Source organism: Variovorax sp. H27-G14, from assembly GCF_046156345.1.
In the GTDB taxonomy this organism is placed as follows: Bacteria; Pseudomonadota; Gammaproteobacteria; order Burkholderiales; family Burkholderiaceae_C; genus Variovorax.
Genome location: NZ_JAYLVN010000001.1, coordinates 19,778 through 42,407 on the forward strand (window position 1 = coordinate 19,778; position 22,630 = coordinate 42,407).

Genomic DNA, 22,630 nt, shown 5'->3' on the forward strand with positions numbered 1-22,630 from the left:
GCGGCAATGACCTTCAACGGAAGGCCATGCCTCAGTGCAATGCCTTGTAGATCTCTTCAGCGAGCTCGGACGCGATGCCCTCCACCGAGGCGATGTCTTCCACGCTCGCGGCCGCCACCCCGCGGATGCCGCCGAAGCGCTGGAGCAAGCGGGCCCGCCGCTTCGGGCCGATGCCCGGAATGTCCTCCAGCTGGCTGCCGCCCACGCGCACCTTGGCACGCTTGGCCCGCATGCCGGTGATGGCGAAGCGGTGCGCCTCGTCACGGATCTGCGCGACCAGCATGAGCGCGGCCGAGTCCTTGCCCAGGTACACCTTTTCGCGGCCGTCGGCGAACACCAGTTCCTCCAGGCCAACCTTGCGGCCCTCGCCCTTTTCGACCCCGACGATCAACGACAGCGGCAGACCCAGCTCGCTGAATACCTCGCGCGCCATCGACACCTGGCCCTTGCCGCCGTCGACCAGCACCAGGTCGGGCATGCGCACGGTCCGGGTCTTGCGGGGGGTATCACCGGGATCGCCGTCATCGTCGCCCTTGCCATCGCTCTCCGCGTCGCCAGGGGCCAGCGCCTCGGTCTCCGCGGCCATCGCCTCGGCCAGCTTGCCGTAGCGCCGGTGCAGCACCTGGCGCATGGCCGCATAGTCGTCGCCGGGCGTGATGCCCTCGATGTTGTAGCGGCGGTATTCCTTGTTCTGCATGGCGTGGTGCTCGAACACCACGCACGAGGCCTGCGTGGCTTCGCCCGCGGTGTGCGAAATGTCGAAGCATTCCACGCGGAAGGTGTCCAGGTCGTCCGACGCCAGCTCCAGCGCGTCGGTCAGCGCGCGTGTGCGGGCCTGCTGCGAGCCCTCTTCGGCCAGCAGCCGGGCCAGCTGCAGCTTGGCGTTGGTCTCGGCCATTTCGAGCCAATGCCGGCGTTGCTCGCGCGGCTGAAACACGGCGGTCACGCGCGCGCCGGCGTGCAGCGAGATGGCCTCGATCAACGAACGGCTCACCTGCTCGCTCAGCACCAGCGTGGCGGGCACGGGCACGTCGATGTAGTGCTGGGCGATGAAGGCTTCGAGCACCTGCACCTCGATCGGGTCGGCGGCCACGGGGGGCACACCCTCCTCGCCGTCGTCGTTGTCCAGTTCGCCGTGGTGGATCTGCGCCGCGTCTTCCACATGCACCGGAAAGTAAGGCCGGTCGCCCAGGTGCCGGCCACCACGCACCATGGCCAGGTTCACGCAGGCCTTGCCGCCCTGCACCTGCACGGCCAGGATGTCCACGTCCTTGTCTGAGGCGATCTCGATCGACTGCTGGTGCAGCACGCGCGAGATGGCAGACATCTGGTTGCGAAGCTCGGCCGCCTGCTCGAACTCGAGCTTCTCGGCGTGCGTGGTCATGCGCAGTTCGAGCTTGGAGAGCACGAGCTGCGTGTCGCCCATCAGAAAGGCCTCTGCGCTGGCCACGTCCTGCGCATACGCATCGGGCGCGATGTGGCCGACGCAAGGCCCGCTGCAGCGCTTGATCTGGTACAGCAGGCACGGCCGTGTGCGGTTGGCGTAGACCGTGTCCTCGCAGGTGCGCAGGCGAAACACTTTCTGCAGCAGCTGGATCGATTCCTTCACCGCCCACGCGCTCGGGTACGGCCCGAAGTAGCGGTGCTTCTTGTCGGTCGCGCCTCGGTAGTAGGCCAGCCGCGGAAACGCGTGCGACGCGATCTTCAGGTAGGGGTAGCTCTTGTCGTCGCGAAACAGGATGTTGTAGCGCGGCTTGAGCGTCTTGATCAGGTTGTTCTCGAGCAGCAGCGCCTCGGCCTCGGAACGCACCACCGTGGTTTCCATGCGCACGATCTTCGAGATCATGTGACCGATGCGGGTGCCGCCGTGGCTCTTCTGGAAGTAGTTGGCCACCCGCTTCTTGAGGTTGCGCGCCTTGCCCACATAAAGCACCGCGCCGGCCGCGTCGAAATAGCGGTAGACGCCCGGCAACTGCGGCAGGGCCGCGACTTCGCTGAGCAATTGATCTGAATGCACGTCTGACATGGCGGCTATTGTGGCGCGCGGCGCGAAGGCATCGTGCTTGGCGACACCTTCACGCCCTGACGGCCACGGCGGGGCGTGTGGCTGGGTCGGCAACGGCCGCTGTCACGCGCCCCAGGAACGCAAGGATGCGCCAGCTCACGTCGGCGCCCTCCTCATGCAGCACCCAGTGCCCCGCGCCCTCGATGCGCTGCAGCTCGCCCTGGTCGCACAGGGCGATGCTGGGCTGGGCCATCTCGATGCCGAGCGCCTCGTCCTGCACGCCCCACAGCAGCAGCGTGGGCATGGTGATGCGCGCGTCGGCGTGGATGCGCGCACGGCTGCGCATCAGCGCGCGGTACCAGTTGAGCATGGCGGTCAGCGCACCCGGACGGCCCCACGCTTCGCGGTACAGCGCAATTTCCGCATCCGAAAAGGCACCGGGCCGGCTGCCCTGGCGCAGCACCCGCACCAGCCCGCGAAAGTCTCGGCGGCTCAGCAACCGCTCGGGCAAGCGCGGAATGCGGAAGAAGTGCATGTACCAGCTGCGCAGGCGCTGTCGCCCGCCGGCCATGTACCGCAGCATCACCGCCAGGTGCGGTGAGTTGACGATCACCAATCGCTCGACCAGTTCAGGATTTCGCGCCGCCACGCGCCAGCTCACCGCGCCGCCCCAGTCGTGTCCCAGCAGCGTCACCGACGCGCGGCCCGTGCTCTGGATCAGCGCGCAGACATCGTCGGCCAACGTCTCGAGGTCGTAGGCCTCCACGCCCTGCGGCTTGTCACTTTCGCCGTAGCCGCGCTGGTCGGGCACCCAGACGCGGTAGCCGGCCTTGGCCAGCGCATCGATCTGGCCGGCCCAGCCGCGCCAGAATTCCGGAAAGCCGTGCAGCAGCATGGCGACCGGCCCGTCGAGCGGGCCAGCCTGCACCACATGCAGGCGAATGCCGTTGACCTGCACAAAAACATGTTCAAGGGTGTGCTCGAACGCAGGCTCGAAAACATCGCTCATCGTGCGGCCCCGCTCACTTCGCCAGTTCCGACACCAGCCGGTACAAGAACTCGCGACCGTCGTACAGGCGCTGCACCTCGATGCGTTCGTCCAGCCCGTGCGCCCGCGCGTCCGACGGTTCCAGGAACATGCCGGTCACGCCGTACATCGGAATGCCCGCGTTGCGCATGAAGCGGCTGTCGGTGGCGCCGGTGCTCATGGCGGGCACCACGGGCACACCGGGCCACATCTGCTCGGTGAGCGATTCCACCGTCTTCACCAGGTCGCCGTTCAGCGGCGAGGCCGGGCTGCGCAACGGCTTGCCCATGTTGCGCACCACGATCTTGTCGTTGCCGACGGCCTGGGTCAGCAGGCGCTCCACTTCTTCGGGGTCGTCGTGCGGAAGGATGCGGCAGTTGACCGTGGCCTTGGCCGACTGCGGCAGCGCGTTTTCCGCATGGCCGGCCTGCACCATGGTCGCCACGCAGGTGGTGCGGAACTGGGCGCTGTACGCCGGGTTGGCCGACATGCGCTCGATGACGGCCGGCTCGGGGTTGCCCGCGCCCACCGCGCGCATGTCGTCGGCCAGCTGGCCGGTGGCAAAGGGCGCGCTGCGCGCGAAGTAGGTCTTCGTCACGTCCGCCAGCTTCACCGGAAAGGCGAAATTGCCCAGCCGTTCGAGCCCCGCCGACAGCGCATAGATCGGGTTGCTCTTGGTCGGCACCGAGCTGTGGCCGCCCACGTCGCGCACCTCCAGCATGTAGGTGGTGTACATCTTCTCGGCCACCTGCATGCGGTGCAGATTGGGCTTGCCGCCGCGCAGTTCGCCGCCGCCGCCTTCGTTGATGCCGAACTCCGCCTGCAGCAGCTCGGGCTTGTTGTTGATGAGCCAGAAGGCGCCGTTGCTCAGCGCGTCGCCGCGCTCCTCGTCGGCGGTCAGCGCCAGGATGATGTCGCGCTTGGGCTTGAAGCCTTCCTGCTTGAGTTGCCCCACCACCGACACCAGCGCCGAGGCCATGGCCTTGTCGTCGATGGCACCGCGCGCCGTGAAGTAGCCGCCGGTTTCCTGCAGCTTGAAGGGGTCGGTCTTCCAGTCTTCGCGACGGGCCTCGACCACGTCGATGTGCGCCAGAAGCAGCAGCGGCTTCTTGCTGCCGTCGCCCTTGAAGCGCAGCACCAGGTTGCCCTTCTTGGGAAAGGGTTCGAAGATCTGGATGTCGCCGGGCGCGAAGCCCGCGTCGATCAGGCGCTTTTGCATGGCGCGTGCCGCCACCGTGTTGTCGCCCACCGAGTGGGTGGTGTTGATTTCAACCAGCTCCTTGTAGATGTCATGAAAGCGCTGCTGGTGCGCGGTGAGCGCCGGCGGCGTCTGTGTTTGCGCCACGGCGGCGGTCAGGCCGCCCAGGGCCAGTGACACGGCAAGCACGGTTCTCGCGGCACGCAAGGTATGCATCTTCATGGTCATCTCTCTCCAATGGTTGTTGTGCGGCCAGCATAGCAAGCGGTGCTGAAGAACACGGCACACTCCCGGCCATGCAAACCATGCGCTGGGACATCTTCTGCCGGGTCATCGACAACCACGGCGACCTGGGTGTCTGCTGGCGCCTGGCCTGCCAATTGGCCGAGCGCGGCGAGCGCGTGCGGCTGTGGATCGACGACGCAACGGCGCTGCGCTGGATGGCGCCTTCGGGTTATTCCGGCGTCGAGGTGATCGACTGGCACGATGACGCCGCGCTGCATGCGGCTGTGGCGGGCCCGGCGCCCGACGTGCTGATCGAGGGCTTCGGCTGCGAGCCGGCGCCGGAACTGATCGCGCGCTTTGCCCAAGGGCCGGGGCGGGCCTGGATCAACCTCGAATACCTGTCCGCCGAACCTTATGTGGAGCGGCTGCATGGGCTGCCATCGTCGGTGTTCAGAGGACCTGGCGCCGGGCTCACCAAGCGATTTTTCTACCCCGGCTTCACGCCCGCCACCGGCGGGCTGCTGCGCGAACCGGGGCTGATGGAACGGCGCGTGCGCTTCGACCGCGCGCCGTGGCTGGCCGCGCAGCAGGTTGGCTGGCAAGGCACAGAGCGGCTGGTGTCGCTGTTCTGCTACGAGCCGACCGCGCTGGCCGCACTTCTCGCGCAACTGGCGCAGGGCCCCGAACCCACCCGGCTGCTGGTGACGGCGGGTCGCGCCACGCAGGCGGTACAGGCGCTTCTTTCAGATGAAAGCACGCCATCGCCATCACCATCACCATCACCATCACGCGCGTCGGTCGAGCGTGGCGCGCTGTCAATTTCATACCTGCCGTACCTCACGCAGCCCGATTTCGACCACCTGCTGTGGTCCTGCGACCTGAACTTTGTGCGCGGAGAAGATTCATGGGTGCGCGCGCTCTGGGCCGGCGCGCCGTTCGTGTGGCAGATCTACCCGCAGGACGACGACGCGCATCACGTCAAGCTGAATGCCTGGCTCGACTGGCTCGGCGCCCCGCCCTCGCTGCGGCTGTTTCACCACACGTGGAACGGCTTCGGCGACACCGCCTTGCCGCAGCTGGAAACACAAGGCCCGTGGCAGGAAACGGTGCTGTCGGCCCGCACCCGGCTGCTTGCGCAAGACGACCTGGTCACGCAGCTGTGCAAACTGATCGGCCAAAAAAGCTAAAATAGCGGGCTTTGCGGATTTCGGCCCGGATCTCGAAGATCCGAGATGCTCTCCGCTGAACCCCTACCCAACCCGCCGTTAGACATGTAACGCGAGGCCAGACAAACCGGCAAACGTCGACGCGTCGCCGATGGCCCCGTGCACCGAGCGGCCAACATCCAGAGACCCTGTTATGAAAATCGCTCAAGAAATCCGCGCCGGCAACGTCATCATGCACGGCAAGGACCCGATGGTCGTGCTGAAGACCGAATACAGCCGCGGCGGCCGCAACTCCGCCACCGTGCGCATGAAGCTCAAGAGCCTGATCGCCAACTTCAACACCGAACAGGTGTTCAAGGCCGACGACAAGATCGACCAGATCGTGCTCGAGAAGAAGGAATGCACCTACTCCTACTTTGCCGACCCGATGTACGTCTGCATGGACACCGAGTTCAACCAGTACGAAGTCGAAGCCGAGAACATGGGCGACGCGCTGAACTACCTCGAAGACGGCATGACTGTCGAAGTGGTGTTCTACGACGGCAAGGCCATCTCGGTCGAACTGCCCACCAGCGTCGAGCGCGAAATCACCTGGACCGAGCCGGCCGTCAAGGGCGACACCTCGGGCAAGGTCATGAAGCCCGCCAAGATTGCCACCGGCTTCGAAATTGGCGTGCCGCTGTTCGTGGCGCAAGGCGACAAGATCGAAATCGACACGCGCACCGGCGAATACCGCAAGCGCGTCTGAGCCTCGACGGCACCGGCCACCAGGCCGACCACACCCTTCAAAAAGGCTCCGCAAGGAGCCTTTTTTGTTGTCTGGGCACGCCGATTGCAACGCTGCACAATCACTCGGGTACTCCTGTCTGGTTTTCTCATGAACAACACGCACAACCTTCACGACAAACGCCTGGCCGACGCATGGGCCACGCTGCACTCCCATGCGGACAAGGGCCTGCCCCTGGACCCCGATCCGTCGCGCATCGCCTTCGCCGACCCGGAGTTTCTGCTGCGCCGCGAGACCCGCGGCATCCGCATGCAGCTCGAGCTGATGAAGCCCGACATCGAGCAGCGCGCCCACGGCATCGAGAACACCGTGGTGGTGTTCGGCAGCGCACGCTTTCGCAGCGAGGAAGACTCCACCGCCCTGATCGCGCAGGCCGATGCAGCCGGCGACACGGTGGCCTCGGAGCGCTGGCGCCGGCTGGCGCGCAACTCGCACTACTACGAGAAGGCACGCGCCTTCGGCAAGCTGGTGGCGCAGTACAGCAACGACAAGGAGCCTCAGGACAAGCTATTCGTGTGCACCGGCGGCGGCCCCGGCATCATGCAGGCCGCCAACCGCGGCGCGCATGAAGGCGGCGGCCTTTCGGTCGGCCTGGCCATCGCACTGCCAATGGAAGAAGAAGCCAACCCCTACGTTACGCCGGCGCTGAGCTTCAAGTTCCATTACTTCGCGATCCGCAAGATGCATTTCATGATGCGTGCGAAGGCATTGGTGGCGTTCCCGGGCGGCTTCGGCACGCTGGACGAGCTGTTCGAAGTCATCACGCTGGTGCAGACGAAGAAGTCGAAGCCGGTGCCGATCGTGCTGTTCGGCTCGGACTACTGGAAGCGGATGATCGACTTCGATTTTCTGGTAGACGAAGGCGTGATCTCCCCCGGCGACCTGAAGATGTTCGAGTACGTGGACGCACCCGACGACGCATGGAGCGCCATCAAGCGCTTCTACAAGCTCTGAGCTGAGCCCGATCGACTCCTGCACTGCCGGCACCCCACCGGCAGAGCGAGTCTGGCGCTCTCAGGCCCTCAGACATTCAGGCCTTCAGGCCCCAGGTCGCCCGCGCGCCGACCACCACCACGGCGCCCACCACCCAGAACACCCCGCCGATGCCGATCACCGCGCCCAGCGAGCCGAACAGCATCGGCATGGCCACGCTCGACGCATTGATGGTCATGAGCCGAAGCCCCAGCGCCTCGCCGTGGCGCGCATGCGGCGTGATCTGGTGGAGCATGCTCATCACCATCGGCTGCACAGCGCCCAGCGCAAACCCGAGCACCACGGAGCAGATGCCCATGCTCAGGGCCGAGTCCAGCAGCGGGTAGACCGAGAACACCAGCGCCGTCACCAGCGTGGAGCTCAGGATCACGCTGCGCTCCGATGCGCGCGCGGCCAGCACCGGCAGCACCACGCGAATGACCGCCGCCGCAATGGCGAAGGCGCCGAGGATCGAGCCGATCACCGACGCGCTGATGCCCCGCTCGTGCCCCAGCACCGGCAGCACGAAGGCATGCACGTCCCAGCTCGACGACTGCAGCCAGTTCACGAACAGCAGGCGCCTGAACATCGGCTCGCGCAACAGGTCCCAGGCCCGTGTGGGCACCGCGCCCGCCACCGGTGCGGCGGGGGCCGGCTCGTGCGCGCCGCGTGCGAGCAGCCAGCACAGCAAGGGCAGCGCCGCCATGGCCGCAAAGCAGATGCGAAAGGCAAGCATGTCCGCGGGCGCGCGGCCGGCGTGGTCGATCAGAATGCCGGCCAGAAACGGCCCGACGAAGTTGGACAGGGCCGGCGCAATGGCCAGCCAGCTGAACACGCGCTTGAGCTGCGTCGGGTTGTGGGCCGAGCGCCCCACGTGCCGCTGCAACGCAATGACGGTTGCGCCTGTGGCACCGCCGGTCAGCAATGCCGCGACGCACATCGCCGGAAAGACCGGGAACACCGCCACCAGCGCCGCACCCGCCACCGCGGCAATCACCGAAAGCCACAGCGGCCGCTTGAAGCCGTAGCGGTCGGCAAAGCGCCCGGCCGGCAGCGCGAGGAACACCTGGGTCAGCGCGAACAGCGAGATCAGCACGCCGACTGCCGCGGCGCTGTAGCCCTGCTGCAATGCCAGCAACGGCGTGGCGAGCCGCATGCCGGCCATGGTCGCGTGCAGGCACACCTGGGCGCCGATGACACGCAGCAGTTCGGAACCTTTCACGGGGTGTCTTCGTCCTCTGTGTCGGTACCGGCCGTGGGCGGCAGCAGCGCCTGCGACTGCGCCTCGGGCAGCGCCTCGACCTTGCGCAGCGCCAGGCGCATCTGCTTGGCTCGGGTGTCGGCCTTGTCGAGCGTGTCGGAGGCCTTGGCCACCTGCTCCTTGATGCGCGACACCCATTCGCCATAGCGCTCGAATTCGGTCTTGACCGCGCCCAGCACCTTCCACACCTCGGAGGCCTGCTGCTCCAGCGCCAGCGTGCGAAAGCCCATGTGCAGGCTGTTGAGCATGGCCAGCAAGGTGGTGGGGCCGGCCAGCGTCACGCGGTGCTGGCGCTGAATGGCGTCCATCAGGCCGGGCCGGCGCAGCACCTCGGCATAGAGGCTTTCCACGGGCAGAAACAGGATGGCGAAGTCGGTGGTGTGCGGTGCGGCCAGGTAGTTCTCGGCAATCGATTTGGCCTCGGTGCGAATGCGCGCCTCCAGCGCCTTGGCGGCCAGCTCCGCACCTGCGGCATCGGCGCGCTCGTGCGCGTCGATGAGGCGCTCGTAGTCGTCGCGCGGAAACTTGGCGTCGATGGGCAGCCACACCGGCGCACCGTCGTCACCCCGGCCGGGAAAGCGAATCGCAAAGTCCACGCGCTGCCCGCTGCGCGGCTTGGTCTCGACCTGCTTGGCGTATTGCTCGGGCGTGAGCACCTGCTCGAGCAGGGCTTCGAGCTGCACCTCGCCGAACACGCCGCGCGTTTTCACGTTGGTCAGCACGCGCTGCAGACTGCCCACACCCACGGCCAGCGTCTGCATTTCTCCCAGGCCCTTGTGCACCTGCTCGAGCCGGTCGGCCACCTGCTTGAAGCTTTCGCCCAGCCGCGCCTCCAGCGTGCTCTGCAGCTTCTCGTCGACCGTCTTGCGCATTTCGTCGAGCTTGGCGGCATTGCTCTGCTGCAGCTGCGCGAGCTGGGTTTCCATGGTTGCGCGCACCTCCGACAGGCGACGCGCATTCGCATCGCTCAGGCCTTGCAGCTGCGTGTTGAGGGTGTCGGCCAGCGTCTTCTGCAGCGAGGCCAGCTGAAGGGAGAAGGCGTCGAGCTGTGCGTTCTGCGTGCGCGTGGCCTCGGCGCCTTGCTGCACCAGCGCGCGCTGGAAGGTGGCGAAGGCCTGCGTGGTTTCCTGGCGCGCGCCGCGCGAACTGTCGGCAATTTCGCGGCGCAGTTCGCGCTCGGTGCGCTCGCTGGCGGCGCCCATGGTGGCCAGCACGCGCAACAGGTCACTGTGGTCTGCGGGAGGCTGGCGGCGCGCAAGCAGCCAGATCACCAGCACGAGCTGAATGACCGCAAGCGCGGCCAGCGCGATGAGTATCAAGTCTGAATAGGAATCCAAGGTCGGGGGCGGTGCCGCTGCTCGCTTGTTTTTCTTTTATTTGCCGGCCGAAGGAACCGGAGTCACAGGCGTCAGGGCGCCCTTGCCGCCGAAGTACGCAATCAGGTTGTCAGCCGCCAGGTCGGCCATGGCGCGGCGCGTGGGCACGGTGGCGCTTGCGATGTGCGGGGTGAGCACCACGTTGGGCACGCTCAGCAGGTCGGGGTGCACCTTGGGCTCGCCCTCGAACACGTCCAGCCCGGCGGCGGCGATGCGCTTGTCGCGCAGGGCCGCGGCCAGCGCTGCGTCGTCGACGATGCCGCCGCGCGCAATGTTGACGAGCGTGGCGGTCGGCTTCATCAGTGCAAGCTCGGCCGCGCCAATGGTGTGGTGCGAAGCGGCCGAGTACGGCACCACCAGCACCACGTGGTCAGCGGTCTTGAGCAAATCTTCTTTGCTCACATAGCTGGCCTTGCATTCGGCCTCGAGCGTGGCGTCGAGCCGCGAACGGTTGTGATAGATCACCTTCATGCCAAAGCCGTGCGCGCCGCGCTTTGCAATGCCCTGCCCGATGCGGCCCATGCCGATGATGCCCAGCGTCGAGCCGTGGATCTCGGCGCCGGCGAACATGTCGTAGCTCCACTTCTGCCACTTGCCTGCGCGCAGGAAGTGTTCGCTCTCGGTGATGCGCCGCGCGGTGGCCATCAGCAGCGCAAAGCCGAAGTCGGCGGTGGTCTCGGTCAGCACGTCGGGCGCGTTGGTGCCCAGCACGCCGTGCGCGGCCATCGCGTCAACGTCGAAGTTGTTGTAGCCCACGGCCATGTTGGCGCACATCTTCAGATCCGGGCACGCGTCGAGCAAGGCGGCGTCGATGCGCTCGCTGCCGGTGGTGAAGGCGCCCTGCTTGCCTTGCAGCTTGGCAATCAGCTGCTCCTTGCTCCAGCTTTCGTCGGCCTGGTTCGACTCGACCTCGAAGTGCTGCGACAGGCGCTCGATGGTCTCTGGAAAGATCGCGCGCGCGACCAGGATCTTGGGCTTGCTCATGGTGTTTTTGTCTCTTGTCGAAGTGCAGGTCAGCGGAAGAAGATGAAGGTGGACACGACGAACAGCGGCACCAGAATGGTCACCGACCACGCCATGTAGCCGAAGAAGCTCGGCATGCGCACACCGCGGCTCTCTGCAATGGCCTTCACCATCAGGTTGGGTGCGTTGCCGATGTAGGTGTTGGCGCCCATGAAGACCGCGCCGGCCGAGATGGCCGCCAGCGTGCTGGCATAGGTGGTCATGAGCGCGGCCGGGTCGCCGCCCGCGGTGTTGAAGAACACCAGGTAGGTCGGCGCGTTGTCCAGGAACGAGCTCAGGATGCCGGTGGCCCAGAAATACATGGCCGGGTCAGGCTGGCCGTCGGCGCGGGTCACGGCCGACACGATGGCGCCGAACGGGCCTTGCGCGCCGGCCTTGAGCATTGCGATCACCGGAATGATCGTCAGGAAGATGCCCGCGAACAGCTTGGCCACCTCGGCCATCGGGCCCCACTCGAACTGGTTGTCGGCATGCACCTTGGCCGGCGTGATCTTCAGCGACAGCAGCGTGATGGCGATCAGGCCCACGTCGCGCACCAGGCCCGGCAGGCCCACCTGCGTGCCGAAGACATCGAAGCCGACCGGCGACTTCCAGAAGCCGCTGAGCAGCACGAAGAAGATCACGCCGCCCAGCAGCCAGAAGTTGATGGCGCCATCGAACCCGACGCGCGGGGTGTCGGGTGTCGGGTCGACCGGCAGCACGCCTTCCTTGCGGTAGTAGTGGCGGTCGATGACGTAGAACAGCGCGAGCAGCACGGCCAGGATGAACAGCGTGTCGGGCAGGATGTTCTTCGCGGTCCAGAAGAAATCGACCCCCTTCAAAAATCCGAGGAACAGCGGCGGATCGCCCAGCGGCGTGAGCGAGCCGCCCGCGTTCGACACGATGAAGATGAAGAACACGACCACATGCACCCGGTGCACGCGGTTGTCATTGGCGCGAATGAGCGGGCGAATCAGCAGCATCGACGCGCCCGTGGTCCCCATGAAACTCGCCAGCACCGCCCCGATGGCGAGCAGGCCCGTGTTGAGCCCCGGCGCGCCGTGCAGGTTGCCCCGGATGTGAATGCCGCCCGCCACGGTGAACAGCGCAGTGAGCAGGATGATGAACGGGATGTACTCCTCCACCATCGCATGCACGAGCTGCGCGCCGGCCAGCGGCACGCCATAAGTGGTGGCAAAAGGCAGCACGAAGGCCAGCGCCCAAACCGCCGCGATCTTGCCGTAGTGGTGATGCCAGAAGCCCGGCGCCAGCAACGGAAACAGCGCGATCGACAGCAGGATGCCGGCAAACGGAACACCCCACAACGGCGACAGCGCGGCACCGTTGAAATCGGCGGCCATCGCCCATGCAGGAAACATCAGCGGCAGCAGCGCGGCCACCGCAAGGCGAAAGGTCTTTTTCATGGGGCCGTACCGTACCAGACGGGGCTGCCGCACAGCACGGTACAGCCTTCAGCCGGCGGGTTGTTCGATCTCGAAGACCTGACGCAGGTAGGCCAGGTATTTTTCGTCGTCGCACATGTTCTTGGAGGGCGTGTCAGACAGCTTGGCCACGGGCTGGTCGTTGCAGTGGATCATCTTGATGACGATCTGCAGCGGCTCGTAGCCCAGGTCGTTGGTGAGGTTGGTGCCAATGCCGAAGGCCAGCTGGCAGCGCCCGCGGAACTGCTGGTAGAGCTCGATGGTGCGCGGCACCGTGAGGCCGTCGCTGAAGATCAGCGTCTTGGTGCGCGGGTCGACCCGGTTGGCTATGTAGTGGGCCAGCATGCGCTCGCCCCACTGGAACGGGTCGCCGCTGTCATGGCGCGCGCCGTCGAAGAGCTTGCAGAAGTACAGGTCGAAGTCGCGCAGGAAGGCGTTCATGCCGTACACGTCCGACAGCGCGATGCCCAGGTCGCCGCGGTACTCGCGCGCCCAGCTCTCGAAGCCGAAGATCTGGCTGTCGCGCAGCCGCGGGCCGAGCGCCTGGCAGGCCTGCAGGTATTCGTGCGCCATGGTGCCGAGCGGAATCAGGCCCTGCTTCATGGCGAACAGCACATTGCTGGTGCCGGCCAGTTGCGGCAGCCGCGCGCCCGGCGTCGAAGGCACGCCTGGCGAGGTCACCGCGCCAAGGCGGGCGCTCAGGGTGCGCAGCACCTCTTCGTGCCAGTCCTTGGAGAAGCGGCGGCGCGTGCCGTAGTCGGCAATCTTCAGGTCGGTGAGGCCATCGTCCTGCAGCTGCGAAATCTTGGTTTCCAGGCGGCGGCGGCCTTCTTCGAGGTCGGGCTTGCTCTGCGTATTGCGGAAGTACACCTCGTTGACGATGGCCAGCACCGGAATCTCGAACAGGATGGTGTGCAGCCACGGCCCCTTGATGCGGATCTCGAGCTCGCCCGAGGGCTGGGGAATGATGTTGATGTACTTCTCGTTGAGCCGGAACAGCCCGAGGAAGTCGACGAAGTCGCTCTTGATGAAGCGCATGGAGCGCAGGTAGGCGAGCTCGGCGTCACGGAACTGCAGCGAGCACAGGCTGCGAATCTCGTCGCGAATCTGACCCGCGAACTGCGCCAGGTTCACGCCAGGGTTGCGGCACTTGAAGCGGTACTCGACGCGGGCCCCGGGAAAGTGGTGCAGAACCACCTGCATCATCGTGAACTTGTAGAGGTCGGTGTCGAGCAGGCTGTGAATGATCATGATGCTGGCCGCGTGCAGTGCGGTGCAGGCGTTGCGTTGGGAAAAACTCAAACTTTCGGCGTCCGTTCGATTATCACGGGAGGCGTCGGCCTCTGCCTACGGGGCGTGAACAGCACGTCCTACCAAGGGGGTGAATCCACCGAACGACATTGATTTCACGGCGGCAACAAGGCACCGCCGAATCAACTTCTCAAAGGAGATTCGCATGAACAAGGACACCATCGAAGGCAACTGGAAGCAGCTCAAGGGCAAGGTGAAGGAACAGTGGGGCAAGCTGACGGACGACGACTTCGACGTCATTGCCGGCAAGCGCGACCAGCTGCTGGGCCGCATCCAGGAACGCCATGGCATCAGCCGCGACGATGCCGAAAAGCAGGTGAAGGATTGGGAAACGCGCGACGGCCGCACGCCTGACGCGCTCTGGTTCGAACGGTACTGAGTCGCCTCGCCAGCGGGCTCACTCTCGTACCTTCTTCTGCATTCCATCGAATTGGAAAGGAACACATCCATGAAAAAACATCTGATCGTGCTCGCTCTGGCCTCGACCTGCTTCATGGCCACGCAGGCCAGCGCCATGACCAAGGACGAATACAAGGTCGCCAAGGAAAAGGTCGAGGCCGACTACAAGGTCGCAAAGGCGCAGTGCGACACCATGAAGGACAACGCCAAGGACGTCTGCCAGAAGGAAGCCAAGGGCAAGGAAGACGTTGCCAAGGCCGAACTGGAACAGCAATACCAGCCGAGCGACAGCCATGCCCGCAAGGTGGCTGAAGAAAAGGTGAAGGCCACCTATGAAGTCGCAAAGGAAAAGTGCGACGACCAGAAGGGCGATGCCAAGTCTGCTTGCCAGAAGCAAGCCAAGGCTGATGAAGCCCAGGGCAAGGCCGACATCAAGGCCATGAAGAAGACGATGTAAGTCTTTAGCTCTCGAGAAAAGATCAGCGGCGCCTGCGGGCGCCGTTTGTCATTGAAGCTCGCTCAGGCCTTGAGTGAGTCCACAACCTGCTGCAACGCGTGTGGCAGCGGCACCGGACGCTGCGTGGCGCGGTCGACGTACACATGAATGAAATGGCCCTGCGCGGCAGCGCTGTCAGAGGCTTCAGCGAACAGCGCGATCTCGTAGCGCACGCTGGAGCGGCCCGCCTGCGCCACGCGAATGCCCGCCTCCACGGTCTGCGGGAACGCGATCGGCGCGAAGTAGTTGCAATGGGTCTCCACCACGAAGCCGATGGTCTGGCCCTGGTGGATGTCGAGCGCGCCACGCTCTATGAGCAGCGCATTTACCGCGGTGTCGAACCAGCTGTAATAAACGACGTTGTTGACGTGGCCGTACATGTCGTTGTCGGCCCAACGCGTGGGGATGCTGCGGAAAGCGCGGTAGCTGCTGCGCGCATGGGGAGTGGGTTTTGTGGTGGTGCTCATCGCGCGGGATTTTGCCAGCGGCTCCCCCTGTCGAAGGTCACTTGCAGGTCACTGAAAGTGCGCGCGCCGAGGCCCCTTTCAGGCGTTTGTCCAGATTTAGAAAGCACGTTCTAAATTGCTGCACAGCAGCAAAAACCCCTTGATCGCAAAACTCAGCTGCCTATACTTCAGGCATGCTGCAGCGCAACATAGACGGCGAGACAGCGCAACGTGACCCGACCACTCAATCCTTCTGGAGATACCAAATGGCCCTGACCGCTGACCAATTCCTCGCCGCCCAAAAAGCCAACCTCGAAACCCTGTTCGGCCTGACCACCAAGGCTTTCGAAGGCGTGGAAAAGCTGGTCGAACTGAACGTCACGGCCTCCAAGGCTGCCATGGCCGAAGCCCAGAGCACCGCCCAGGCCGCCATGAGCGTCAAGGACGCCCAGGAGCTGCTGACGCTGCAAGCCAGCCTGTTCCAGCCCCTGGCCGAAAAGACCGCCGCCTACAGCCGTCATCTGTATGACATCGCCCAAGGCACCAGCGCTGAATTCAGCAAGGCCTTCGAAGCCAAGGCTTCCGAAGCCCAGCAAGCCTTCGTCGGCATGGTCGACAGCGCTTCCAAGAACGCCCCGGCCGGTTCGGAAACAGCCGTTGCCGTCATGAAGAGTGCCGTGGCTGCCGCCAACAACGCTTTCGAATCGGTTCAAAAGGCCGTTAAGCAAGCTTCGGACGTTGCCGAAGCCAACTTCAATGCCGTGTCGTCGCAAGCCGTTGCTGCTGCGAAGACCGCGACCGCCACGCGCAAGCGCTGAGCCGTCGACCACCACCAGTTGTCTCCTTGGGTCCTCACGGATCCAATTCAGGGCCTCATCTTCGGATGAGGCCTTTTTTTTGTCATGTTGCTCGCCCCCAGGCTGCGCGCACTTCGTGTCGCTTCTCCTTCCCCCTACCGGGGGCAACACCGGTGGCCCGGCAAAGCCGGTTCCACGGTGTTTCTGGCATTTGCTTGCGTCTTCGATAATGCTTGGCTCATCTCAGGAGACTTTCAATGCAGATCGACGGCAAGGTTTTTATCGTGACCGGTGGCGCTTCGGGCCTCGGCGAAGGCACGGCGCGCATGCTGGCCGCCAATGGCGCCAAGGTGGTCATCGCCGACATGCAGGCTGACAAGGGCGAAGCGGTCGCCAAAGACATCGGCGGCGTGTTCGTCAAGTGCGACGTGAGCCAGGAAGCCGACGGCCAGGCCGTGGTGGCCGCAGCCGTCGCGCTCGGCAAGCTGGTAGGCCTGGTCAACTGCGCCGGCATCGCACCGGCCGAGAAGACCGTGGGCAAGAACGGGCCGCACGCGCTGGCGGTGTTCAGCAAGACCGTCACGGTCAACCTGATCGGCAGCTTCAACATGATTCGCCTGGCAGCCGACGCCATGGGCAAGAACGAGCCCGAAGCCACCGGCGAACGCGGCGTGCTCATTTCCACCGCCTCGGTCGCGGCCTACGACGGCCAGATCGGCCAGGCCGCGTACAGCGCCTCGAAGGGCGGCATCGTCGGAATGACCCTGCCGATTGCGCGCGATCTGGCGCGCAGCGGCATCCGCAACATGACCATTGCCCCCGGCATCTTCGGCACGCCCATGCTGTTCGGCATGCCGCAGGAAGTGCAGGACGCGCTGGCCGCCAGCGTGCCGTTCCCCTCGCGCCTGGGCACGCCCGACGACTACGCCAAGCTGGCCAAGCACATCATCGAAAACGACATGCTCAACGGCGAAGTGATTCGCCTGGACGGAGCAATTCGGCTGGCTCCGCGCTGAGCGGCGCCTTCGGCGGCACCACGCTGCCGGTGCGGTCCAGGCGCTCGTAGTTCGCGATCACCTGGGCCCCCAGCAGCACCAGCGTGGCGGCAATCTCCAGGCTCAGCAGCACCACGATCGCCGTGGTGAGCGAGCCATAGACCACGTTCACCTGCGACAGCGTCGAAAAGTACCAGATCAGCACGCGCCGCGTGGCTTCCCACAGCAGCGCGGCCGTCACCCCGCCCAGCAGCGCATGCTGCAGCGACATGCGCCCGGCCGGCATCACGAGGTACAGCGAGGTCAGCATGAAGATCTCGCCGCCCAGCCCCAGCAGATACAGCAACAGGCCCGAAATGCCCGACAGCGACCAGCTGCGCCCCAGCAGGTCGACGCTCTCCTGCCCCACCAGCTGCAGCGCACCCGACACCAGCGTCACCAGCAACAGCCCCACGCACAGGCACAGGATGTAGACATAGGGCATGGCCACAGACACCAGAAAGTGGCGCTTGTGGTCTGCCTTGCGGTGGTGAAAGATCACCGCCATGGCGCTTTCGAGCACGCTGAAGGCCAGCGAGCTGAAGAAGATCATCGTCACCAGCAGCACCGGCCCCAGCACGTCGCGGTGGTCCAGAAAGCTCGACAGCTCTGACACGATCGCCTTCGACTGGCCTGGCAGCAACCATTCCAGGTACCGCCCGATGGTGCGCAGCAACTCGGCCTGCTCGATGACGTGCGAGAGCGCAATCACGCTCACGATCAGCAGCGGCACGATGGAAAGCAAGGCGTAGTAAGCCACCGCGCCGGCGAGCAGAAGCCCCTGGTTGGCGCGAAATTCCTTGAGTGCTTCCCAGATGAATCGCAGGGGGTGGCGCAGCAGCGGCGCGGCGTGTTTCAGGGGGTTGGGCGTCGTCATGCTTGGATTCCGGACGCTTTCAGTATGCCGCCGGCCCACGGGCATGGCGCCGCATGCGTATGATTTGCCGCTCTTCGCCTACATGACCATCCCCGCTTCATTCATCCAGGAACTCATCGCGCGCGCCGATGTGGTCGAAATCGTCGGCCGCTACGTGCAGTTGAAGAAGGCCGGCGCCAATTTCATGGGGCTGTGCCCGTTCCACGGCGAGAAATCGCCCTCTTTCTCCGTCAGCCCGACGAAACAGTTCTATCACTGCTTCGGCTGCGGGGTGCATGGCAACGCCATCGGCTTTCTCATGGAGCATGCCGGCATGGGCTTCGTCGAGGCGGTGCACGACCTGGCCGGCCAGTACGGCCTGCAGGTGCCCGAGGACGACGCCTCTCCCGCCGAACGCGCCCGCGCCGCCACCCAGCGCCAGAAACAGGCCACGCTGACCGACGTGCTCGAAAAAGCCGGCGACGCCTACCGCAAGCAGCTGCGCCAGGCCCCCGGCGCCATCGACTACCTCAAGGGCCGCGGCGTCTCGGGCGAGATTGCCAAGCAGTTCGGCATCGGCTATGCGCCGGCCGGCTGGCGCTCGCTGGCCAGCGTGTTCCCCGACTACGACGATCCCTTGCTGGCAGAAAGCGGGCTGGTGATCGTCAACAACGAGGAAGGCCAGCTCAGCGAGGCCGACGCCAAGCGCTACGACCGCTTTCGCGACCGCGTGATGTTCCCCATCCGCAACGTGAAGGGCGAATGCATCGGCTTCGGCGGCCGGGTGCTCGGCGACGAAAAGCCCAAGTATCTGAACTCGCCCGAAACGCCCGTCTTCAGCAAGGGCCGCGAGCTCTACGGCCTGTACGAAGCGCGCGCCGCCTTCCGCGACCGCGGCTATGCCCTGGTGACCGAGGGCTACATGGACGTGGTGGCGCTGGCCCAGCTCGGCTTTCCGAACGCGGTGGCCACGCTGGGCACCGCGTGCACCGCGGAGCATGTGCAAAAGCTCTTCCGCTTCACCGAGTCGGTGGTGTTCAGCTTCGACGGCGACGCCGCGGGCCGGCGTGCCGCGCGCAAGGCGCTGGACGGCGCCCTGCCCTACGCCACCGACGTGCGCAGCATCAAGTTTCTGTTTCTGCCGGCCGAGCACGACCCCGACAGCTTCATTCGCGCGCACGGCGCGGAGGCCTTCGCCGGCTTCGTGAACGAGGCCACGCCGCTGTCGCGCTTCATGCTCGAAGCCGCCCGCGAAGGCTGCGACCTGACGACCGCCGAAGGCCGCGCGCACATGACCAGCAATGTGCGCCCGCTCTGGAGCGCGATGCCCGACGGCGCGCTCAAGCGCCAGTTGCTGAGCGAAATTGCGAGCTTGGTTCAGCTCGACGCGCCGGCCCTGTCGGAGCTCTGGGCTTCCATACCCGGCCCGCGCAAGGTGGGTGGCGCGCCCGCGCCGCAGCGCTACAGCGAGCCGGGTGGCTACAACGGTGGTGGTGGGATGGGAGGAGGCGACGACTACTACCCAGACATGCCGCCGCCCCAAGATTACGAACCACAGCGCTACGAAAGCGATAGCAAACCCAAGTTCCAACAGCGCAAGTTCGTCAAAGGCAAGCGCTGGGGCGGCAAGTTCGAGGAACCCATCGAGCCCCTGCGCGGGCGCGGCGCCCCGCCGAGCCGGCCCGACGTTGCGGTGCGCCTGCTGCTGTCGAACATGGCCCAGTGGGACGCGCTGTCGCACGAACTCCACGTCATGCTGTGCGATCTGCCCGGCCCGCACGGCGCGCTCTTCACCTGGCTGGACAGCCAGTTGCACGAACACGGCGTGCGGCCCTGGGCGGCGCTGCGAGAAGGCATGCGCGGCATGGATTTCGAAGGCCTGGCCGAGCGGCAGATGTCCGTCGCGGAAGCGCGGCCAATTCCCGAAGGCGAAGAGGCGCAGCGCCTGGCCGAAGCCGCCCGCGAACTCACCAGCGTGCTCGATTTCATGCTCGACGACCGCCTGAAGGCCCAGCAAAGCGAGGCCATCGCCGCCGTGGGCACCGACCCCAAGGCGCTTGAACGCTACAAGGCGCTGGAGACCCGCCGGCTCGAATTGCGGGCACGGATTCGCGCTTCTGGTGCAGAAACAACTTGAAATCTGCGCAACGCGCTATAATGTAGGGCTTCGCAACTGGCGAATTAGGCAAGAGCGACAGCAGCACCTCCGGGCCGACCCCTAGCGCAACGCACTCCAACGGTAAATTCCGACGGAAAGGGTCAATAACCGCAAGGACTGCACACCAAATGTTCGCCCGACATCTTGCCTTTTTGAGGAATTAATTCCTCTTTCCCAATTGTTTGAGTCCGTGCCTGTGCACGGGCTGTGGTGGCGCTGTCCGTGTGACGGTGCGCCTGTGATTTCGCTTGTCTTTTCTTGTCGTAACGAGGTCGTATGCCCAGTTCAAAGAAGCCTGCTCCTTCACTTGCCAAAAGCGTCGCCACCAAGCCCGCAGCAGAAAAACCGTTGAAAGCCGGCGCGAAGCCAGCAACTAAGACGGGTGTCGCCGTGTCCAAGGCGGCAGCCGCAACGAAAGTGAAAAACGTGCCCACGAAATCGACTTCTTCTCTCGACGATCCCAAAAAAGCAGCCGCCCCCGCAGCCAAGAAGGTCGGCCGTCCGCCCAAGGCCGCCGCCGCTGCTGCTGGTTCTGCCTCCCCCGCCACCGGCGCCAAGCGCGGCCGCAAGCCCAAGGCTGACAAGGATGCGCCCGAGAGCGACATCGACCTGTCGGACATCGAAGAAGACATCGCGGGCGACGAGCCCGTGGCAGCCACCACGACCGAAGAAAAGGTCAAGCCGCTGCGCATGAAAATCAGCAAGGCGAAGGAACGCGCCTTGATGAAGGAGTTCGGCCTCGACGAGACCGTGCTCTCCGAAGAAGACATGGCCAAGCGCCGCTCGCGCCTGAAGACCCTGATCACGCTGGGCAAGACCCGCGGCTACCTCACGCACGGCGAAATCTCCGACCACTTGCCCGACAAGCTGGTGGACGCCGAGACCATGGAAGTCGTGGTCACCATGCTCAACGACATGGGCGTGGCGGTGTACGAGCAAACGCCCGACGCTGAAACCCTGCTGCTGAACAACACCGCGCCCACCGCCACCACGGTGGAAGAAGCCGAGGAAGAAGCCGAAGCGGCTCTGTCCACGGTGGACAGCGAATTTGGCCGCACCACCGACCCGGTCCGCATGTACATGCGCGAAATGGGCACGGTCGAGCTGCTGACGCGCGAAGGCGAAATTGAAATCGCCAAGCGCATCGAAGGTGGCCTGATGGCCATGATGGAAGCCATTTCGGCCTCCCCCGCCACCATTGCCGCCATTCTGGAAATGGCCGCCACGATCCGCGAAGGCAAGGTCGTCATCTCGACCATCGTCGACGGGTTCTCCAACCCCAACGAGGCCGACGACTACGTGGCCGAAGAAGACTTCGACGAATTCGACGAAGAAGACGACGACGACGGCAAGGGCGGCTCCAAGGCCCTCACCAAGAAGCTCGAAGAACTCAAGAACGAGGCGCTCACGCGCTTCGACCGCATCGCCGGCATGTTCGAGAAGGTCCACAAGACCTACGACAAGGAAGGCTACGGCACGCCCACGTACGTCAAGGCCCAGGAGGCCCTGTCCGAAGAGCTGATGACCATCCGCTTCACGGCCAAGACCATCGAAAAGCTGTGCGACCTGGTGCGCACGCAGGTCGACGACGTGCGCAAGAAAGAGCGCGAACTGCGCCGCATCATCGTGGACAAGTGCGGCTTTCCGCAGGACGAGTTCATTCGCGACTTCAGCGGCTACGACAAGAACGGCAACCGCATCGCGTCGAACCTGCTGAACCTGAAGTGGGTAGAAAAGCAGGCCGCCGCCGGCAAGCCCTGGAGCGCCGTGCTCGCGCGCAACATTCCGCCGGTGCAGGAACTGCAGCAGCGCCTGGCCGACATCCAATCGCGCGTGGTGGTGCCGCTGACCCAGCTGAAGGACATCAACAAGCGCATGAACGAAGGCGAATCGTCTTCGCGTGACGCCAAGAAGGAAATGATCGAGGCCAACCTGCGCCTCGTGATTTCCATCGCCAAGAAGTACACCAACCGCGGCCTGCAGTTCCTGGACCTGATCCAGGAAGGCAACATCGGCCTGATGAAAGCGGTCGACAAGTTCGAATACCGTCGCGGCTACAAGTTCTCGACGTACGCCACGTGGTGGATCCGCCAGGCCATCACCCGCTCGATTGCCGACCAGGCGCGCACCATCCGTATTCCGGTGCACATGATCGAGACGATCAACAAGATGAACCGCATTTCGCGCCAGCATTTGCAGGAGTTCGGCTTCGAGCCCGACGCCAGCATCCTGGCCGCGAAGATGGAAATTCCGGAAGACAAGATCCGCAAGATCATGAAGATCGCCAAAGAGCCGATCTCCATGGAAACGCCGATCGGCGACGACGACGATTCGCACCTGGGCGACTTCATCGAGGACAGCAGCAACACGGCCCCCATCGAGGCCGCCATGCAAGCCGGCCTGCGCGACGTGGTCAAGGACATCCTCGACTCGCTCACGCCACGCGAAGCCAAGGTGCTGCGCATGCGCTTCGGCATCGAGATGAGCACGGACCACACGCTGGAAGAAGTCGGCAAGCAGTTCGACGTGACCCGCGAGCGCATTCGCCAGATCGAAGCCAAGGCGTTGCGCAAGCTGAAGCACCCGAGCCGTTCCGACAAGCTGCGCAGCTTCATCGACACCCTGTAATCCGGGTTCGCTGAAGCCAAAGCGCCCGCCTTGCCCCTCACCCG

General features: G+C 65.0%; 20 protein-coding genes. 9 read left to right on the forward strand and 11 right to left on the reverse strand.

Annotation, left to right across the window (positions count from 1 at the left end; all coding sequences use genetic code 11):
* Positions 1-31 precede the first annotated feature (31 nt).
* From uvrC to VLK31_RS00145, 3 genes are read right to left on the reverse strand one after another with little or no spacing between them, the layout of a single operon-like run.
* On the reverse strand, positions 32-2,026 hold the full coding sequence (uvrC, locus tag VLK31_RS00135) for an excinuclease ABC subunit UvrC (protein WP_409166346.1): 1,995 nt from the start codon (positions 2,024-2,026) through the stop codon (positions 32-34).
* Positions 2,027-2,075: 49 nt separating this feature from the next.
* A complete protein-coding gene (locus VLK31_RS00140) occupies positions 2,076-3,014 on the reverse strand; it encodes an alpha/beta fold hydrolase (RefSeq protein ID WP_409166347.1) in 939 nt (312 codons plus the stop codon).
* Between the two features lie 13 nt (positions 3,015-3,027).
* Complete coding sequence (locus tag VLK31_RS00145) at positions 3,028-4,452, reverse strand: M20/M25/M40 family metallo-hydrolase (RefSeq protein WP_409166348.1); 1,425 nt, start codon at positions 4,450-4,452, stop codon at positions 3,028-3,030.
* Positions 4,453-4,526: 74 nt separating this feature from the next.
* Between VLK31_RS00145 and earP the strand changes: the two genes are divergently transcribed.
* The 3 genes from earP to VLK31_RS00160 all read left to right on the forward strand — a co-directional run bounded on the left by earP (position 4,527) and on the right by VLK31_RS00160 (position 7,362).
* Positions 4,527-5,642, forward strand: coding sequence for an elongation factor P maturation arginine rhamnosyltransferase EarP (gene earP, locus VLK31_RS00150; protein WP_409166349.1), 1,116 nt, complete (start codon positions 4,527-4,529; stop codon positions 5,640-5,642).
* A 172-nt stretch (positions 5,643-5,814) separates the two neighbouring features.
* On the forward strand, positions 5,815-6,369 hold the full coding sequence (efp, locus tag VLK31_RS00155) for an elongation factor P (protein ID WP_409166350.1): 555 nt from the start codon (positions 5,815-5,817) through the stop codon (positions 6,367-6,369).
* A 129-nt stretch (positions 6,370-6,498) separates the two neighbouring features.
* Complete coding sequence (locus VLK31_RS00160) at positions 6,499-7,362, forward strand: TIGR00730 family Rossman fold protein (protein WP_409166351.1); 864 nt, start codon at positions 6,499-6,501, stop codon at positions 7,360-7,362.
* Between the two features lie 76 nt (positions 7,363-7,438).
* On the opposite strand, the gene VLK31_RS00165 is transcribed toward VLK31_RS00160, so the two are convergent.
* From VLK31_RS00165 to pncB, 5 genes are read right to left on the reverse strand one after another with little or no spacing between them, the layout of a single operon-like run.
* A complete protein-coding gene (locus tag VLK31_RS00165; protein WP_409166352.1) occupies positions 7,439-8,602 on the reverse strand; it encodes an MFS transporter in 1,164 nt (387 codons plus the stop codon).
* Positions 8,599-9,978: a DNA recombination protein RmuC gene (locus VLK31_RS00170; protein WP_409166353.1), complete on the reverse strand. Its 1,380-nt coding sequence runs from the start codon at positions 9,976-9,978 to the stop codon at positions 8,599-8,601. The genes VLK31_RS00165 and VLK31_RS00170 overlap by 4 nt, the downstream gene beginning before the upstream one ends.
* Before the next feature lie 36 nt (positions 9,979-10,014).
* Positions 10,015-11,001, reverse strand: a complete 987-nt coding sequence (locus VLK31_RS00175) for a 2-hydroxyacid dehydrogenase (protein WP_409166354.1) — start codon at positions 10,999-11,001, stop codon at positions 10,015-10,017.
* Positions 11,002-11,030: 29 nt separating this feature from the next.
* A complete protein-coding gene (locus VLK31_RS00180) occupies positions 11,031-12,443 on the reverse strand; it encodes a sodium:proton antiporter (protein ID WP_409166355.1) in 1,413 nt (470 codons plus the stop codon).
* Between the two features lie 48 nt (positions 12,444-12,491).
* On the reverse strand, positions 12,492-13,712 hold the full coding sequence (pncB, locus tag VLK31_RS00185; RefSeq protein WP_409167336.1) for a nicotinate phosphoribosyltransferase: 1,221 nt from the start codon (positions 13,710-13,712) through the stop codon (positions 12,492-12,494).
* Positions 13,713-13,917: 205 nt separating this feature from the next.
* On the opposite strand from pncB, the gene VLK31_RS00190 reads away from it, so the two are divergent.
* Positions 13,918-14,151 carry a CsbD family protein gene (locus tag VLK31_RS00190; protein ID WP_409166356.1) on the forward strand — a complete coding sequence of 78 codons (234 nt, stop codon included), beginning with the start codon at positions 13,918-13,920 and terminating at the stop codon, positions 14,149-14,151.
* A 69-nt stretch (positions 14,152-14,220) separates the two neighbouring features.
* Entirely contained in the window at positions 14,221-14,628 is a 408-nt protein-coding gene (locus VLK31_RS00195; RefSeq protein ID WP_409166357.1) for a hypothetical protein, read from the forward strand.
* A gap of 62 nt (positions 14,629-14,690) precedes the next feature.
* Here the strand turns inward: VLK31_RS00195 and VLK31_RS00200 are convergent, their stop codons facing one another.
* Positions 14,691-15,134, reverse strand: coding sequence for an acyl-CoA thioesterase (locus VLK31_RS00200; protein WP_409166358.1), 444 nt, complete (start codon positions 15,132-15,134; stop codon positions 14,691-14,693).
* 245 nt (positions 15,135-15,379) lie between these two features.
* On the opposite strand from VLK31_RS00200, the gene VLK31_RS00205 reads away from it, so the two are divergent.
* On the forward strand, positions 15,380-15,931 hold the full coding sequence (locus VLK31_RS00205; protein WP_409167337.1) for a phasin family protein: 552 nt from the start codon (positions 15,380-15,382) through the stop codon (positions 15,929-15,931).
* A gap of 236 nt (positions 15,932-16,167) precedes the next feature.
* Positions 16,168-16,926: a 3-hydroxyacyl-CoA dehydrogenase gene (locus VLK31_RS00210; RefSeq protein ID WP_409166359.1), complete on the forward strand. Its 759-nt coding sequence runs from the start codon at positions 16,168-16,170 to the stop codon at positions 16,924-16,926.
* Here the strand turns inward: VLK31_RS00210 and VLK31_RS00215 are convergent.
* On the reverse strand, positions 16,874-17,821 hold the full coding sequence (locus VLK31_RS00215) for a YihY/virulence factor BrkB family protein (RefSeq protein WP_409166360.1): 948 nt from the start codon (positions 17,819-17,821) through the stop codon (positions 16,874-16,876). The genes VLK31_RS00210 and VLK31_RS00215 overlap by 53 nt on opposite strands.
* 82 nt (positions 17,822-17,903) lie before the next feature.
* Here VLK31_RS00215 and dnaG point away from each other — a divergent pair, with 82 nt between their 5' ends.
* Positions 17,904-19,937, forward strand: coding sequence for a DNA primase (dnaG, locus tag VLK31_RS00220; RefSeq protein ID WP_409166361.1), 2,034 nt, complete (start codon positions 17,904-17,906; stop codon positions 19,935-19,937).
* 122 nt (positions 19,938-20,059) lie between these two features.
* Here the strand turns inward: dnaG and VLK31_RS00225 are convergent, their stop codons facing one another.
* Entirely contained in the window at positions 20,060-20,392 is a 333-nt protein-coding gene (locus VLK31_RS00225; RefSeq protein ID WP_409166362.1) for a hypothetical protein, read from the reverse strand.
* Between VLK31_RS00225 and rpoD the strand changes: the two genes are divergently transcribed.
* On the forward strand, positions 20,385-22,586 hold the full coding sequence (gene rpoD / locus VLK31_RS00230; RefSeq protein ID WP_409166363.1) for an RNA polymerase sigma factor RpoD: 2,202 nt from the start codon (positions 20,385-20,387) through the stop codon (positions 22,584-22,586). The genes VLK31_RS00225 and rpoD overlap by 8 nt on opposite strands.
* Positions 22,587-22,630: the final 44 nt, after the last annotated feature.

Excerpts from the sequence above, each read along its gene's own strand:
- dnaG (WP_409166361.1), top strand. The coding sequence starts at position 17,904 with ATGACCATCCCCGCTTCATTCATCCAGGAACTCATCGCGCGCGCCGAT.
- VLK31_RS00195 (WP_409166357.1), top strand. The coding sequence starts at position 14,221 with ATGAAAAAACATCTGATCGTGCTCGCTCTGGCCTCGACCTGCTTCATG.
- VLK31_RS00160 (WP_409166351.1), top strand. The coding sequence starts at position 6,499 with ATGAACAACACGCACAACCTTCACGACAAACGCCTGGCCGACGCATGG.
- VLK31_RS00205 (WP_409167337.1), top strand. The coding sequence starts at position 15,380 with ATGGCCCTGACCGCTGACCAATTCCTCGCCGCCCAAAAAGCCAACCTC.
- efp (WP_409166350.1), top strand. The coding sequence starts at position 5,815 with ATGAAAATCGCTCAAGAAATCCGCGCCGGCAACGTCATCATGCACGGC.
- VLK31_RS00215 (WP_409166360.1), bottom strand. The coding sequence starts at position 17,821 with ATGACGACGCCCAACCCCCTGAAACACGCCGCGCCGCTGCTGCGCCAC.
- VLK31_RS00140 (WP_409166347.1), bottom strand. The coding sequence starts at position 3,014 with ATGAGCGATGTTTTCGAGCCTGCGTTCGAGCACACCCTTGAACATGTT.
- VLK31_RS00180 (WP_409166355.1), bottom strand. The coding sequence starts at position 12,443 with ATGAAAAAGACCTTTCGCCTTGCGGTGGCCGCGCTGCTGCCGCTGATG.
- uvrC (WP_409166346.1), bottom strand. The coding sequence starts at position 2,026 with ATGTCAGACGTGCATTCAGATCAATTGCTCAGCGAAGTCGCGGCCCTG.
- VLK31_RS00175 (WP_409166354.1), bottom strand. The coding sequence starts at position 11,001 with ATGAGCAAGCCCAAGATCCTGGTCGCGCGCGCGATCTTTCCAGAGACC.
- VLK31_RS00210 (WP_409166359.1), top strand. The coding sequence starts at position 16,168 with ATGCAGATCGACGGCAAGGTTTTTATCGTGACCGGTGGCGCTTCGGGC.
- VLK31_RS00190 (WP_409166356.1), top strand. The coding sequence starts at position 13,918 with ATGAACAAGGACACCATCGAAGGCAACTGGAAGCAGCTCAAGGGCAAG.
- pncB (WP_409167336.1), bottom strand. The coding sequence starts at position 13,712 with ATGATCATTCACAGCCTGCTCGACACCGACCTCTACAAGTTCACGATG.
- VLK31_RS00200 (WP_409166358.1), bottom strand. The coding sequence starts at position 15,134 with ATGAGCACCACCACAAAACCCACTCCCCATGCGCGCAGCAGCTACCGC.
- earP (WP_409166349.1), top strand. The coding sequence starts at position 4,527 with ATGCAAACCATGCGCTGGGACATCTTCTGCCGGGTCATCGACAACCAC.
- VLK31_RS00145 (WP_409166348.1), bottom strand. The coding sequence starts at position 4,452 with ATGAAGATGCATACCTTGCGTGCCGCGAGAACCGTGCTTGCCGTGTCA.